This window comes from Pseudomonas sp. Sample_10 (genome assembly GCF_004321495.1).
Taxonomy (GTDB): Bacteria; Pseudomonadota; Gammaproteobacteria; order Pseudomonadales; family Pseudomonadaceae; genus Aquipseudomonas.
Map to the genome: position 1 here is coordinate 44,593 of NZ_RCOE01000242.1, position 15,425 is coordinate 60,017.

The following is a 15,425-nucleotide window of genomic DNA, read 5'->3' on the forward strand; positions in this document are numbered from 1 at the left end:
CAGGGTCGCCCGACGCAAGTCGGGTGACTTCTTTTTTAGATTCGCCCTTGAATAGCGTAGTGCCATTATGACTCGTAGTTTTTCTCTTTTAATGTTGGCAAGTCTCGCTTTACAAGGTTGCATGTTTTCCCCCGGCCAATACCTGAGCACCAGTGATATCACCCGCCAAGGGGCCAGTGAAAGCAGCAGGGTCGAGCTGATCCCGATTACCCCCAAGCTCATATCCACCACCCGCGCCACGCAAAAGCGTGAGTCGCTGCCGGCAGAGCTGTTGGCGACTCCGGCCGAGTACCGCATCGGTAACAACGATGTCTTGTACATCACGGTCTGGGATCACCCTGAACTGACAGCCCCGTCCGGCGCGCAACAACAGATCGATGCCAACGGACGGCTGGTGCGCGCCGACGGCACGCTGTATTACCCCTTCATCAAAGAAGTCCAGGCTGCCGGGCGTACGATCCAGCAACTGCGCGCAGACATCGAACAACGGCTGTCGGCGTTTATCGCCGAGCCGCAGGTAGATGTCGCAGTGCTGCGATTCGCCAGCCAGAAAGTCGTGGTCACCGGCGCCGTGACCAAGGGTGGCCCGCAAGCGATTTCCACCAACCCGCTGAGCGTGGTCGAGGCCCTCGGTTCCGCTGGAATCGATACCAACAACGCTGACTTGTCCGGCCTGACGCTGACGCGCAACGGGCGGGTGTACCCGCTCAATCTCGACTCGCTCAACCAGCAGGACTCCGAGTTGCAGGGCGTCTATCTCAAGGGTGGTGATCAGTTGTATCTGCCGTACAACGACAACAAGCGCATCTACGTCATGGGCGAGGTCAACCAGCCGCGCGCGTTGAGCTTCAAGACCGCCACCATGAACCTGTCCGATGTCCTCGGCTCGGTTGGCGGCTTGAGTCAGACCACTTCCAACGGCAACGCGGTCTACGTCATCCGCGGCGTTGAAAACCTCGACGTGGAGCCGGCGAAGATCTACCAGTTGAACGCTCAATCGCCGACCGCCATGGCGCTCGCCACGCACTTCGAAGTGCGCCCTCAGGACGTTGTCTATGTCGGGCCTGCCAACGTGACTCGCTGGAACCGCTTCATCAGCCAATTGGTGCCATCGGCGTCGATTGTCGGTACGGGTGCTTCCGCTGCGAAGAACTGGAGCGAATACAGTAACAACAGCAAATAAGGTCGCCGACAGTGAACACGTTGAAAGTTGGCGTCTGCCTGAGCGCGGCCCTGTTGTTGTGTGGCTGCAACCCGTTGATGAACGCTTCGTTGAACAACCTCAAATCGGCGGTGATCGGACCGGATGAGGTGGACGTGACCCCGGCCCAGGTGGCCGAGGTCAACTATCCGCAGATCAAACTGACCACGCCGTCCGGCTCCGGGGTATTGGCGCTGGTGCGCGAGCGTGAAGACCTGCAGTTCTGGGTCGCCTCCGGCAAACAAGTGCTACTGCTGCGCAATGGTCTTGCCGTGCGCAGCATTGGCCTGGGCCAGGAGGGTGATCTGGACGGTACGCGTCTGCCGGATACCTCACCGTTCAAGCAAGGCCTTCATCAAGTCGCCGATGGCTACACCTCCCGGCGCTGGATCGATCTCTACAAGGGCCAGGAAGTGGGAGTGATCGTTAATAGCCGCTTCTCCCGAAAGTCCATGGACACCCTGACCATTCTCAACAAGGAATACAGCGTGCTGCGTGTCGATGAGCAGATTGATGCCCCGGCCATCGGCCTGCGGGCGACCAATCGTTATTGGGTCGATCCCGTCGACGGTTTCATTGTGCAGAGCGAGCAACAGCTGACGGCGCAGTTGCGCGTCAGGATCGTGCAGCTGACCCCCAACCGCAGGCATGTCCCGTGAAGCGCTTGAGAACGCTATCGGCGTGTTTACTGTTAATCACCAGCGTGAGCCAGGCCGCTGTCACGGTCACGGGTGACGTCGCCAACCCCGGGCCGGTCGAGCTCTCGGCAGGCGGGCGTTTGCTCGATGTGATCAACGTGGCCGTGCCCAATGCCGAAGGTTATTGGCTGGCGGGTGTGTTGTTGCGTCAGTCGTTGCTGCAAGAGCAGGCGCGGCTCAAGGCGGGCGTGTTGTTTGATCTGGACGTTTTGCAGCGCATGGCTTCGCTCTTCGACAAACCAGGCCGTGCAGCGCTGGCAGTGCGTTTGTCCGAGCAAGTGCGGCAGATGCCGGTCACCGGGCGACAGATCGCCAATCTGGATCCGGTCGCAGTGGAAGTCGGCTTCGCGCGCAACATTCGTCTCGACGATGGCGATCGCCTGATTTACCCGAAACGTGTCGACGAAGTCGAAGTGCTCGGTGCTGTCGCTGAAACCTGCCACTTGCCATATCAGCCGTTACTGGAGGCTCGCGAGTATCTGCAAGGTTGCACGCCGCTGGACGATGCCGAGGCCGATTACCTGTGGCTGATTCAGCCCGACGGCGTGGTCCGGCGGGTGGGTATTGCGCACTGGAATCGCGAGAGCGGGCACTTTCCCGTTGCCGGCAGCAAGATTCTGGTGCCGGTCAAAAACGATGACCTTGATCCGCCTGTCCCTGAACTGAATCAGCAGTTGGCCGAATTCATTGCCACGCAGCTGGCTGAGGTGGTTCGTTGAATTTACGTTTTGCAGCCGTATTGTTATTGCCGTGTGGTCTGGCTTATGCAGAACCACGTATTACTCAGAATGATTTTGGTGGCGCTGGTTTGTTGCAAACGCCGACCGCGCGGATGTTGCCGGCCGGTGAGTTGAGCGTGAATGCCAACCGTACCGATCCCTATAGCCGATACAGCGTGTCGCTTCAGCCGTTCGAATGGCTGGAAGGTTCGTTCCGCTATACCGCCATCACCAACCGCCCTTACGGCCCCGACTCGCTGAGTGGCAGCCAGAGCTATAAGGACAAGGCGGTCGATATCAAGGCCCGACTGTGGGAAGAGAGCCATTGGGCGCCGGAAGTGGCGCTGGGCTTTCGAGACATCGGTGGTACCGGTCTGTTCTCCAGTGAGTTTGTGGTTGCCAACAAACGCTATGACGATTTCGATTTCAGCGCCGGCATTGCCTGGGGTTACCTGGGCAATCGAGGCGACTTCGATAACCCGCTGGGCGAGCTCGCTGAACGCTTCAATACCCGGCCCGACAGCGAAGGTACCGGCGACGTCAACGCCGGGTCGTACTTTCGCGGCAAGCCTTCTTTGTTCGGCGGTGTGAGTTATCAGACGCCATGGGATCGGCTCAGTCTGAAACTGGAATACGAAGGCAACGATTACAAGCACGAACCCAAGGACAACGAAATCAAGCAGGATTCGCCGATCAACCTCGGTGCGGTGTTCAAACTGACCGACTCGATCGACGTCAGTGCTGCGTGGGAGCGCGGTAACACCGCGATGTTTGGCGTCACCTTCCACACCAATTTCGTCAGCCGCAAGGCGCCGGCGAAGACCTTCGATCCGCCGGCTGAACCGCTACCGGCGAAGGCGCCGAGTACGCAAATGCAGCAGGTCGATTGGGCCGATGTGTCAAGGCGCCTGCAGCAAAACGCCGGCTACAAGGTTGAGCGCATCAGCCAGCGCGGGTCGGAATTGTTCGTCTATGGCGAACAGCAGCGTTATTTCCATTCCGCCAAAGCGGTTGGCCGGGCGAGCCGGATTCTGGACAACAGCGTCAACGACGACATCGACTGGTTCACCGTGGTGAACAAGCGCTACGACCTGCCGCTGGAAGAGACCAGCGTGCCTCGGCAAACCTTCCGTGAGGTGATCAACAACGAGGAGCCATTGCAATCGCTGCATCGCACCACCGAGATCAACCCGGCGATGCCGCACAACGAAAAAACCCTCTACACCGAAGCCCTTCAACCATTCAGCTATGGCGTCGGGCTGGGCTTCAAGCAGAACGTCGGCGGTCCTGATGGCTTGCTCTATCAATTCAGTGCCGACGCGGACGCCGAATACCGCTTCAACCGCAACACTTGGTGGAGCGGTTTGCTCAGTGCCAATCTGGCGAACAACTTTGACAAGTTCACCTATGACGCTCCCAGCGACTTGCCCCGTGTGCGCACGGACTTGCGCCAGTACCTGACGACTTCCGAAGTGACCATGCCGTTGTTCCAGGTCAGTCACGCCGAACAGTTGGACAAAGATTTGTACGGCATGGTCTACGGCGGCTATCTGGAATCAATGTTCGCCGGGGTAGGTGGCGAGGTGCTGTTTCGCCCGACCGGCGAGCGCTGGTCGCTGGGCGCGGACTTGAACTATGTGCGTCAGCGCGAATTCGACCAGGGCTTTGGGCTGCGAGATTATTCGATCGTCACCGGGCACATCACCGGCTACACCGACTTGCCGTTCGATACGCTCGCGGCAGTCAGTGTCGGGCGTTATCTGGCCGGTGACTGGGGCGGCACGCTGGATATCTCGAAGGAGTTTTCCAATGGTGTGCGATTTGGCGCCTGGGCAACGATTACGACTGCTACTGGCGCCGAATATGGCGAAGGTAGCTTTGACAAAGGCATCTATCTGTCGATCCCGTTCGACGAACTGATGAGCATGTCGACCATGCGTCGCGCCAACCTCGTCTGGTCGCCACTGACCCGGGACGGCGGTGCACGACTCAATCGCAGCTTTCAGTTGCACTCCATGACCGACAGCCGTGACGACGACATGTTCTATCGCAACTTCGAGAAGATCACTGAGTAACACCTGGCTCGTACCTCGAAGCTGCAGGGGCGAGCCTGCTGGCGATGGCGTCAGCAACATCCAGCTTCAATGCTGACTGACCCGACGCCATCGCCAGCAGGCTGGCTGCTAAACTGCTCATTGCCGTACCCGATACCCAAATCACCCCCGATACCCTGTGGCAGCAAGCTTGCTGGCGATGACGTCAGCCCAGTCGACACAACCTTGCCTGCCACTCCATCGCTTCCACGAATTGCGCCCACAAAAAAGGGGACTTGCGTCCCCTTGCGGTGTTGCGCTGTGCAACGCTAATCCATCAGTAGATGTCCTTCGACAGCAACGTGAACGGCGTCTTCACCAGGATCTTCAGGTCCAGCCACAACGACCAGTTGTTGATGTACTTGAGGTCGATCTCGACGCGCTTCTGCATCTTGTCGAGGGTATCGGTCTCGCCGCGGCAACCGTTGATCTGCGCCAGGCCGGTGATGCCCGGTTTGATTCGATGGCGCGCCATGTAAGCGAGGATTTTCCCGGAGTAGTAGTTGTTGTGCGCGACGGCGTGCGGCCGTGGACCCACCAACGCCATATGCCCTTGCAGCACATTGAACAATTGCGGCAGTTCATCCAGCGAAGTGCGGCGGATGAAGCGGCCAACGGCGGTGATACGCGAGTCGTTGCGGCTGGCCTGCTTGACCTCTTTGTCATCGTGGACGCGCATCGAGCGGAACTTCCAGACCTGAATCACCTTGCCGTTCCAGCCATGTCGGTCTTGCTTGAAGAACACCGGGCCGGGCGAGTTGAGTTTCACGGCCAGTGCGATGACCAGCAAAACCGGGCTCAACAGGATGATGGCCAGCAGCGCCACGCTTTTTTCCACCAGGCTTTTGCTCAGTGCAGCGGTCGGCCGGCTGGTCAGCGGGCTTTCGTTCAGGTAAATCGCCGGCAGACCGTCCACGACCTTCACCGAGTGATTGAGCAGCGTCAGACTGTTCAAGTCCGGGACCCAGACCACGTCAACGTTGGCACCGAGCAAATCGAGGTACATGGCTTCGATTTTGGCAGCTTCGGACAAGGGCAGGGTGATGTACAGGCGACGAATGTCATGGGCTTTGATCAGGTCCAGCAGATCTTCTTGAGCACCGACGACGCGCGGCGCGCCCGGCTCCAGCGATGGCACGCTGCCGTTGCTGACCAAGCCCACCAGTGGCAGGTTTTCCAGAAGACTCAGCTTGTTTGCCAGCCCCAGTGCCAGTTCGCCAGTGCCGACGATCAGGGTCTTGTGCTCGCTTTTGCGCGAACGCTGGTAGTACTTCGAAAACGCATGCAGGGGCGCATACAGCAATGCCTGGCCGAGGAAACCGTACACTGCCCAGCCAAGAATAACTTCCCGTGAAAACAGCGCATCGGCTTTGCAGATGAATGCAATGCAGGCCAGCGCAGCCATGGTCATGGACCAGCCCATGAACAGGCGTCCCAGCCCCGTCAGGTAGTTGTCTCTTTTTCGATATACACCGCTGAACGTGTAAGCCGGAACCGAGGCAAGTACCGCCAGCGTTGCGCACATTCGATAGTAGAACTCGACCGAGCCAGTATGTCGCTCAGCAAGTATGAACAGCAGTGAAACAACAAAGCCCTGTGCCAATGCCCATTGGCCCCAAAAGGTAAGTCCCTTGAGGCCGGTGTTTCGATTGATACGAAGAGAAAGATCCATACGAATATCCCCAAAAGACGTCCATTCAGGTTTCGACAGTTGAAATCCGAGTTGTTAATAGACTTTTTATTGTTGTTGTAGCGAGTGTCCTGAGGTAACAACGCCGATATGCGGAACTGTCGTCAGTCAATAGACTAAGTTATTGACGGGGATGCTGTCTGACGAGTTCTAACAAGGTGGCAGGGTGCCAACTTTCATTAAGGGCAAATAGTCGAACGTTAGAAATGGTCGATCAGCAGGGGGTGAATATTTGATGTTGTATTGGGTATTGTAGGAGGGGTGGAGGCAGGCGGGTTTGAATAGAGTTTTCAAGCGGGGAAAACAAACAAAGTGCTATTTTTATTGTTGTTGTCGCACTGTTGATGTTTGTGTTGTTTGTCCGGATCAGGCGTTCAGCACACCACTTCCTGGATCAGGCAGTAGCCGCGGTTTCTCACCGCACGAAACAACCGCTCACCATTGCTGGCACTTTTGAATTTATCTTGCAGTCGACTGAGGCACATCTCCAGACCGCGGTATTGCTCCGGTTCCCTGCCGATACTGAGGATCAGCTCATCTCGACTGACAACGCGTTCTTCATGGTTGAGCATTTTCCTGACGAGTGCAGTTTCCAGTCCGGTCAGGTTTATCTCGATACCCGCTTTCACCAGCGCGCCCTGATCGTCGTCGAGTTGCCAGACTTCGCTGCAAGGTGCGTGACCTTCTATCGCTTGTGCGGTGTTACTGGCTTCCGCAATCATTGCCGGCTTGCCGTGAAAAGGATTTTCCGATTGCGCTGCCAGCCATTCAGATTCAAGGGTGGCCAATATTCTCTGCGTATCGTGTTCGATACTTTGCGCAACTTTTTTCCTTGTCACGCTTGGGTAAGTGAACTCCATCAGCACCGGGGCAGTAGAGGACGAGGCAACACCTTCAACAAACATTTGTGCCTGGGAGGTTCCGAATGAGTTGAAACGCTCACTGGACAGAATGCTCTCCAATTCGCGTTGCGACGTAGTGCTGTGGGTTACGACGACGAAATATTTTCTTGGGAGGGGTGTACTAATTTCCATGTCTCTCTCCTGAAGTACGCACCAAATTTGGCAAAAAATGATCGGCAGGGGAGTAGAGACTCCCTCGGAAGTAATCGAAAAGGCAGGGTTTGGGCGCAAAAATGGCCCTCGATAGGTTCCACGCGATCTGCTATAGAATGACTTCTTATTGTTATGGTTCAGTGTTGCCACGGTCATGGAGTCGATAAATTGGCATGAAGTATAAAATACAAATCAAACAATGAAACCGATATCTTTGTATAGTTGAAAAAACATTCCCTTAGATGATGTCAAAAAGCCTTTGAATTGCTGGCTCAGACAGTCGATATCAACCCTCTCATCAGGCGGTAGCCGTACCCCCGAATGCTCTGGATAGCGTTTGTACCGTACACGTCTTTGATTTTTCCGCGCAAGCGACTGATTGATTTTTCCAGTGCTCTGGGGTCGTAGAAATTGGTATTCAGACCCATGATGCCGGCGATTTCATCGTGACTTAGTATGTGGTTACTGGTTTGCGCAAATGCTTCCAGAATCTTCATTTCTGCAAATGAAATATCCAGTTTTTTGTCGGAGCCCAATAAGCAGATGCGGGTGGGGTCCAATATCAGATTGATATCCCTTTGCCATTCCTCACTGCTGAAAAAATCGGCAAGTAACTCGGCACCTTCTTCAGACAGGGTATTGAACTTGAGACAAAAGTCGGCCCCGGCAAGATAATATTTCATCTTGTTGAAGGTGCCGCGGCCTGTGATGACCGCACATATGATCAGTTTCAAATGGGTAGTGCGCAGGCTTTCCACCAGCGCAAGGCTTTCCTCGAGAGCCTGGGGGCTATCGATGATGATGAAGATGGCTCGATACGAACCTAAGTACTCGTTTTTCTTATACGAAAGTGTGTACGAACTGGCATCCAGTGCCATATCGGCCTGCACATGCCTTGCGATTAGCGCTCTAAAATGTTCAGCCACGCCACGCGTTCGACCCAGCGTGAGAACACCGGGTTCGTCGTTTGTCTGGCGCAGGCTTCTAGTCGCTAAGTTCCCTGTAAGCATCATGCATTGACTCGAATAGGTGCTGACATCGGGATGTTAAAGCACCGGTTCTCATCTGTGACTGACAATTGGTAACATTCAAGCGAATTTTAGACGTGGCTCTCGAGTTTTCTAACAATAATTAAGCTTTTCAAGCTTTTAGTTGATTTTCTCGGCGGAGTGAACTAGTGAAAATCCCTCGTTAGATGGTGGCAATATGGAATTGTGCCATTACTTTGAGTCTCTGGCGATGGTTTTTTAATGTCTTTTTGCCACTGTTTGTACGCTGAGTTCGTGATTTACAGAATTTAGTCCTTTTGTGCAGAAATATAAATAGTGTGCGGTGGGTCACGTTTTATTGAGAGCGAGCGCGCTACGAGCTCAATGTCGAAATCCATTTTCGATTAATTATTCAGTCGGACGATTATTAACAAGCCTTGAGTGTGTTGTTTGATAAGACCTATTCTCCGTCGCTGGGTCGGGTAAAGGCTGTCAATTTGCCAGTTACGTTTGGTCCAGTTGCTCAATACCTGAAAAGTAGTTAACGGGGCGCGCTACCAGGGCGGTCTGACGGAGGAATAATGGAGTTCTTGACCCTTTTAAAGGTGTTGGTTTTAGGTGCGGTAGAAGGCCTTACGGAGTTTTTGCCCATATCCAGTACGGGGCATCAGATTATTGTTGCAGATTTATTGGAGTTTGGCGGTGAGCGCGCCATGGCCTTCAATATCATTATTCAGCTGGGTGCCATTCTTGCCGTTGTCTGGGAGTTTCGTCCCAGGATTTTCGATATCGTCAAAGGCTTGCCGACCCAGCGCAATGCACAACGCTTTACCCTCAACCTGCTGATCGGTTTCCTTCCGGCAGTTGTTCTGGGTGTGTTGTTCGCCGACAAGATCCATGAATACCTGTTCAATCCGATAACCGTGGCTGTCGCATTGGTCGTGGGTGGCATTGTCATGTTGTGGGCTGAACAACGGGATCATGTAGTGCAGGTCGAGCACGTGGACGATATGCGCTGGTCAGATGCGCTGAAGGTGGGGTTCGCACAATGCCTGGCGATGGTGCCGGGGACTTCCCGCTCCGGATCGACCATCATCGGTGGCTTGCTGTTTGGCCTGTCACGCAAGGCCGCTACCGAGTACTCGTTCTTCCTGGCGATGCCAACCATGGTCGGCGCCGCAGTGTACTCGGGTTACAAGTATCGCGACCTGTTCCAGAACAGCGATCTGCCGGTTTTCGCCCTGGGCTTTGTAACCGCATTCTTTTTCGCGATGATCGCTGTGCGCGGCCTGCTCAAGTTCATTGCGAACCACAGTTATGCCGCATTTGCGTGGTACCGGATCGCCTTTGGATTGCTGATTCTGGCAACCTGGATATTCGGCTGGGTTAACTGGACAGCGGCTGCAGCAGTGGGCTGACAGCAATACCAGGCGGTTCATACCGCCTGGTTTTTATCACCGGGGTTATCGCCCTTCAAGCAATCCAGCGGCTTGATCCAGCAGTGCCAAGGGCTCCTTGGTCTTGTGAATGTCCACCGACAACAACTGCCGAAACTTGCGTGCTCCGGGAAATCCGGTGCCCAGACCCAGCACATGTCGGGTGATGTGGTGCATCGAGCCGCCCGCATCGATGTGCGCAGCAATGTAAGGGCGCAACTGCGCCAAGGCTTCGGCACGCGTGATCACCGGCGCTGTGCTGCCGAACAATTGCTGATCCACCTCAGCCAAAAGATACGGGTTGTGATACGCCTCGCGGCCCAGCATCACACCGTCGAACGTCTGCAAATGTTCATGGCAGGCATCCAGCGTCTTGATCCCACCATTGAGAATAATCTCCAACTGCGGAAAATCCGCTTTCAACCGCGCCGCTACGTCGTAACGCAACGGCGGAATGTCACGGTTCTCCTTCGGCGACAAACCTTCGAGAATCGCAATCCGCGCATGCACGGTAAAACTGGTACAACCGGCATCTCGCACCGTACCGACGAAGTCACACAGTTGTTCGTAACTGTCGCGACCGTTGATGCCGATACGATGCTTGACCGTTACCGGAATCGACACCGCATCACGCATCGCCTTCACGCAATCAGCCACCAATTGCGGATGCCCCATCAGGCACGCGCCGATCATATTGTTCTGCACCCGATCACTCGGGCAGCCGACATTCAGATTCACCTCATCGTAACCATGCTCCTGGGCCATCCGCGCACAGGCCGCCAAATCCAGCGGAACACTGCCACCCAACTGCAACGCGAGCGGGTGCTCAGCTTCGTCATGCCGCAGAAAACGCTCGTGATCACCATTGAGCAAAGCACCGGTGGTGACCATTTCGGTGTAGAGCAGGGCATTTTTCGACAACAAGCGCAGGAAAAAACGGCAATGGCGGTCAGTCCAATCCATCATGGGTGCCACGCTGAAGCGGCGAGAAAGCGAGGCGGGTGCAGCAGTGTTTACGGACATGGAGATCTGGAGTCGGTGAGGCTGGGAGATCGGGGAGTTTATCAGGATTGGGCTAATAGGGCTTGGACGTGTCTAGCGCCGGTTGAATCCACACCATATTGCTGATCTTCTGTTCACCCCGTCGCTGCAAAATCAGCGACAAGGGTGTGGAAGCCCCACAAATCCAGGCGCACATGGCGTCTTGAATTTAAGCAGGCGTTTTTCATGTGAGGCCTATCTTGTTTTGGCGTTGGAAAATAGATCTGTCCCCTTTTTTGCAGTCCCCTTTTTTGCACGCATGATCCGGAAAACAAGGAAACCGGCCACGGCGAATGCGCTATTCAGAGCAACCATCGGGAAGGCTGTATTGTCCTGCAGATGGCTCAGCAGCAAGCCAGAAACAGTCGCGCCGGCCATCTGGGAAAAACCGATAAAGCCCGCTGCCAGCCCGGCGCGAGTCGGATTAGGAATCACTGCGCCAGCAACCGAACCCGGCAAGACCATGCCCGAACCCAGCGTCAACAGCATCTGCGGCAGCATCAGGCCGGCCACCGACGGACCGATGAGTTCATGCAGTACCAGCCCTGAACCGGCGCCAACCGCAACCAGGCTAGTACCGATGGCGACGATTTTTTCCGGACCGTACTTCATGATGGTGCGGTTGGTGAAGATCGCGCCGGCAATCAACCCCGAAACGATGCCGCCGAAAACCAGCCCATATTGGGTTGGACTCAAGCCGAGTTGCCCGACTAATACGCGCGAAGAGCCGGCAATAAAGCTGAACATTGCGCCGTAGGTGCAGGCGATGGCGATGGCGAAGCTTCGCAGGGATGAGTCTTTGAGCAGCAAGGCGTAGTTACCCAGCAGCGTCTTCAGCCTTCCCGCCTGCGCGTCGGGCTGCAGATTGGTCTCCTTGAAAAATAGTGACCCCGCGAGAGCCGCACCGCCAAACAATACGGTTGCGAACGAGACCGCGCGCCAGCCACCGGCATGGGTGGCAATCAGCCCGCCTAGCACCGGTGAGAGCATAATCGCGCTGAGCATCCCAATCACCGTAATGGCCATGACCGGGCCGGCTTTTTCCTTCCAGACATCGCGCACGACGCTACGTGCTACCACCAGCGCAACACAGGCTCCCAAACCCTGCAGCGCACGGCCCGCAATGAACTCGGGCATGCTTTGGGCAAACGCCATCCACAGAGAGGCGAGCACGTAAGTGGTAACACCGACGAGCAGCATAGGTCGACGACCGATGCGGTCTGACAGGGGGCCGAAGAAAAGTTGGCCGAGACCAAAGGCAGCAACAAATACCGATAATGCCGTCAAGGAGGAACCCGGCACGGCGCCGAGCCCTGCTTCAAGGTCGCGCAGGCTGGGAATCAGCATCTGGGTGGAAATCTCCCCCAGTGCGCAGAGCCCGATCAAGAGTGCAAGCAATACGCTGGAACGGCTGGGAAGGTTCATGACTTTTATCCAAGGCTGTAATGGAAGGATGCGCACCCAACTCTGTTGGGGTTCAAGGACTGACATTCGAGGCGCAACAACACCAAGGTGACAGCGGGGCAAGGCCAGGGATCGATGTCTGAATTCATGGTCGGAATCTCTCGGGGTGCTGCTGCGCAGCCGTGTCGCAGCGTCAAATTAAGCAATCATGAGGCTCTCCCTGTCTGTGCTGGATTATGGGCATAATAAATTCCAGCTGTAAATATGACGTGTGTAATATTTTCATTCGCTGCCAGAGCGAGGGCGTTTTCACTAGCCCTGAACGATACCGGGGTGAGCGATGAACGGGGCGTTTGAGGAAGGGAGAAAAGGGGACAGCTTTCTTATCACGCGGACTGAACTGGAAGCATTTTAATCCTCGCTTCGTCGGCAGCTGCTATTGGAGGCACAGGCGCAGGCAGATCACTCAGTGTGTATAGATAACTCACAACCAGCGCGGGAATCCCACGACTCGCCATTTCGAGAAGCAAGCGCTTTATTGGCGATGCGGAATACAGAGAGAAGGGCCCGCTCTGCTGCTTCTGCCTCACCTGGATAGTGAGAGAGCACCTGACGATTGATCGATGCAGAACGGTGGAATGATTTCCGCCGTTCTGCACGCGGGATAAGGCTTAGACGATTCTCAAGCCTTCAAAAGGATTCCAGCCTTGTGAGCCTTTGACCTGTTTCAGATAGTAGGCGTAGTTGGCGCTCAGCCCGTACATCAGTGCAAAGACGACATTCAGGCCAGTGTTAACGGCTTTGGGTCCTTCGTCGTAACCCAGCAGAGTGAATATCAGTGTCAGGACGAAGGAGATGGCGATGATAATCGCGATGATTGCCAGGTTCTTTTTCCACAGTCCAAGCACGAAAAGATAGATAGGCCCGAAGAAAAAAGCGATGAAGTTCAGGTTGATCAGAATACGCTTGCGCGCCGGCAATTGTTTGAAAGCCGATTTGAACTCAGGGCTTTTGGGGGCTCCGTGCTGATCGAAGAAAGCGAATCTTTCTTGCCATTTCGGACTGGCGTTGTAGGTTTGCAATTCATCCGTGCTGCTCATTGTCTGTCCTTTTTGAGGGTTTTGCTCGGTCGAGGCATCGACCGAATGATCATTCGGTGCGCTTGTCAACGCGTCTTGCAGGCGACCGGACTGCTACCGGTGCGGGCCAAGTTTCAAGCATGTAACTGGATTTAACAAGCCGTGACAAAGTGCACTAGCGCGCAGTTTGTCACGGCTTGGAGAATTTACAGGGACAGGCACATGGTCATTTGCCTTCAGGTACTGCCAACCACTGTCCCAGCACTTTCTGGTAATTACCCGTTACCTTGGCCAGATGCAGCCACTGGTCCACATAGGATTTCCAGGTGATGTCATCCCGGGGCAACAGGTAGGCTTTCTCGCCATATTGCATGTACTGCGTCGGGTTCACCGCGCAGAGTCCCGGCTTGAGTTTCTGTTGATAGAGCGCTTCGGACGTGTCGGTGATCATCACGTCGGCCTTGTTGTCCAGCAGCTCCTGAAAGATGGTGACGTTATCGTGCAACTTCAGTTGCGCCTTGGGCAGGAAGGCGTGCACGAAGGCTTCGTTGGTGCCGCCGGCCGGTTCGACCAGGCGTACCGATGGCTGGTTGATCTGGTCGATGGTCTGGTACTTCGCCTGGTTTTCACAGCGCACCAGCGGGATCTTGCCGTCGACGTCGAGGGTGGTGCTGAAGAAGGCTTTTTTCTGCCGTTCGAGGGTGACGGAGATGCCGCCCATGCCGATGTCGCATTTGCCGGCGAGCATGTCGGGCATCAGGGTTTTCCAGGTGGTTTGCACCCACTCGACCTTGACGCCGAGGCTGTCAGCGAGAGAGCGGGCCATGGCGATGTCGATGCCGGAGTATTCGCCGTCCTCGGCTTTGAAGGTATAGGGCTTGTAATCGCCGGTGGTGCAAACCCGCAGTTGGCCTTGTTGGATGACGCTGTCCAGATGTGAAGGGACTTGCTGTGCCTGAACACCAAACGACAGGGCGAACAGCCCACCGAGCATCCATGTGCTTTTGTTGTTTTTCATTGTTATCGGGCTTTCTGATTGAGTGACTTGGAGGAGGGAGTGTAGTGAAAACTGTGCGCGACTCAAAAAACGGGCGAACGTTACAGCTCACCCACTTGCGGGCTCAACGTGCCGAGCCACGCCACCAACCCCACAATCAACACCGCTGCGAAGAGCTCCACTCTCACACTGCAGCGAAGCGCATTCGCCGCTACGCGGTACTGCCCCTCTCGCAATGATTGTTGCAGTAACGGTCCCAGGTGAAAGCGGTTAATCGCGGCCAGGACGAGCATACCGGCGAACAATGCGACTTTGATCAGCAGCAAAACCCCGTAGGTGCTTAGGAGCACTTCGTCGATGCTGGGTCCGGCGATGTAGAGGTAGTTCACAACGCCGGTGACGGTGATGACAATCACAATCAGCGCCCCCACGGGCTCAAACCGGGTGATGGCACGAGCCAGCAGGCGGATGTGGTTTTCCGATTGCAGGCTGTTGCTGCGTGACATCCAGAAAAACGCGACCAATGCGCCCAGCCAGGCACCCGCGGCCAGCAAGTGCAGAATGTCTGCGGTGAAATGCCAGATGCCTTCATCCATGGCGCCATGTCCGCTCCAGGCCACAGAGGCGAGGGCGATCGCACCAGCAATAGCCGCCATCCACAAGCCAGGGGCAGGTGCGCGGGTGTTGAACAACATCGCTAAAGTGGCGATGAACAACGCCGTGATCCGAATCATCCAGGCCATCCCGGCGTCCATTTCAAGCACCATCATTTCAATGTGCGGGCGCAGTTCGCCAAGGTTGGATTCCCCGCTCATGGTGCTGACCATCAGCAGCATGCCAATGACGGATAGCGCCCCCCCGATAATGGCCGCCCCCGCCAATAGCGATCGAAATGGCAGCACGGCCCCCGAAATCCGTTCCGGCCCCCTGAGGCTGTACAACCCGAACAGCGCGACGCCAAACAGCAGCATCAAATCCACGTACAACAAAAAGCGCAGAACGATGTTGGCCGAGTCGCTCATC

General features: G+C 55.7%; 13 protein-coding genes. 5 read left to right on the forward strand and 8 right to left on the reverse strand.

Features of this window, described 5'->3' with window-relative positions; translation table 11 throughout:
- The first annotated feature begins 121 nt into the window (after positions 1-121).
- The 4 genes from D8U18_RS24000 to D8U18_RS24015 are packed head-to-tail and all read left to right on the forward strand — an operon-like array spanning position 122 to position 4,693.
- Positions 122-1,183, forward strand: coding sequence for a polysaccharide biosynthesis/export family protein (locus D8U18_RS24000; protein WP_056857056.1), 1,062 nt, complete (start codon positions 122-124; stop codon positions 1,181-1,183).
- A gap of 11 nt (positions 1,184-1,194) precedes the next feature.
- Entirely contained in the window at positions 1,195-1,860 is a 666-nt protein-coding gene (locus D8U18_RS24005; protein ID WP_056857057.1) for a YjbF family lipoprotein, read from the forward strand.
- On the forward strand, positions 1,857-2,618 hold the full coding sequence (locus D8U18_RS24010) for a capsule biosynthesis GfcC family protein (protein WP_056857058.1): 762 nt from the start codon (positions 1,857-1,859) through the stop codon (positions 2,616-2,618). The genes D8U18_RS24005 and D8U18_RS24010 overlap by 4 nt, the downstream gene beginning before the upstream one ends.
- Positions 2,615-4,693 carry a YjbH domain-containing protein gene (locus tag D8U18_RS24015; RefSeq protein ID WP_131108657.1) on the forward strand — a complete coding sequence of 693 codons (2,079 nt, stop codon included), beginning with the start codon at positions 2,615-2,617 and terminating at the stop codon, positions 4,691-4,693. The genes D8U18_RS24010 and D8U18_RS24015 overlap by 4 nt, the downstream gene beginning before the upstream one ends.
- A gap of 295 nt (positions 4,694-4,988) precedes the next feature.
- Here the strand turns inward: D8U18_RS24015 and D8U18_RS24020 are convergent, their stop codons facing one another.
- From D8U18_RS24020 to D8U18_RS24030, 3 genes are all read right to left on the reverse strand, one after another.
- Positions 4,989-6,383 carry an undecaprenyl-phosphate glucose phosphotransferase gene (locus tag D8U18_RS24020; protein ID WP_056857060.1) on the reverse strand — a complete coding sequence of 465 codons (1,395 nt, stop codon included), beginning with the start codon at positions 6,381-6,383 and terminating at the stop codon, positions 4,989-4,991.
- 392 nt (positions 6,384-6,775) lie between these two features.
- A complete protein-coding gene (locus D8U18_RS24025; protein WP_056857061.1) occupies positions 6,776-7,435 on the reverse strand; it encodes a helix-turn-helix domain-containing protein in 660 nt (219 codons plus the stop codon).
- A 293-nt stretch (positions 7,436-7,728) separates the two neighbouring features.
- Entirely contained in the window at positions 7,729-8,469 is a 741-nt protein-coding gene (locus tag D8U18_RS24030; RefSeq protein ID WP_131108659.1) for a winged helix-turn-helix domain-containing protein, read from the reverse strand.
- Positions 8,470-9,026: 557 nt separating this feature from the next.
- On the opposite strand from D8U18_RS24030, the gene D8U18_RS24035 reads away from it, so the two are divergent.
- Positions 9,027-9,863 (forward strand): undecaprenyl-diphosphate phosphatase, encoded by an 837-nt coding sequence (locus D8U18_RS24035; RefSeq protein ID WP_056857063.1) that lies wholly within the window; start codon positions 9,027-9,029, stop codon positions 9,861-9,863.
- A 45-nt stretch (positions 9,864-9,908) separates the two neighbouring features.
- Here the strand turns inward: D8U18_RS24035 and dusA are convergent, their stop codons facing one another.
- The 5 genes from dusA to copD all read right to left on the reverse strand — a co-directional run bounded on the left by dusA (position 9,909) and on the right by copD (position 15,424).
- Complete coding sequence (gene dusA / locus D8U18_RS24040; protein ID WP_131108661.1) at positions 9,909-10,904, reverse strand: tRNA dihydrouridine(20/20a) synthase DusA; 996 nt, start codon at positions 10,902-10,904, stop codon at positions 9,909-9,911.
- 213 nt (positions 10,905-11,117) lie between these two features.
- A complete protein-coding gene (locus D8U18_RS24045) occupies positions 11,118-12,347 on the reverse strand; it encodes a multidrug effflux MFS transporter (protein WP_131108662.1) in 1,230 nt (409 codons plus the stop codon).
- Positions 12,348-12,997: 650 nt separating this feature from the next.
- The gene (locus tag D8U18_RS24050) at positions 12,998-13,426 is read right to left on the reverse strand and encodes a DUF2628 domain-containing protein (protein ID WP_130907229.1); all 429 of its coding nucleotides are present in this window, start codon (positions 13,424-13,426) and stop codon (positions 12,998-13,000) included.
- A 205-nt stretch (positions 13,427-13,631) separates the two neighbouring features.
- Positions 13,632-14,423 (reverse strand): transporter substrate-binding domain-containing protein, encoded by a 792-nt coding sequence (locus tag D8U18_RS24055; RefSeq protein ID WP_056857067.1) that lies wholly within the window; start codon positions 14,421-14,423, stop codon positions 13,632-13,634.
- Positions 14,424-14,503: 80 nt separating this feature from the next.
- The gene (gene copD, locus D8U18_RS24060) at positions 14,504-15,424 is read right to left on the reverse strand and encodes a copper homeostasis membrane protein CopD (protein WP_131108664.1); all 921 of its coding nucleotides are present in this window, start codon (positions 15,422-15,424) and stop codon (positions 14,504-14,506) included.
- Position 15,425: the final 1 nt, after the last annotated feature.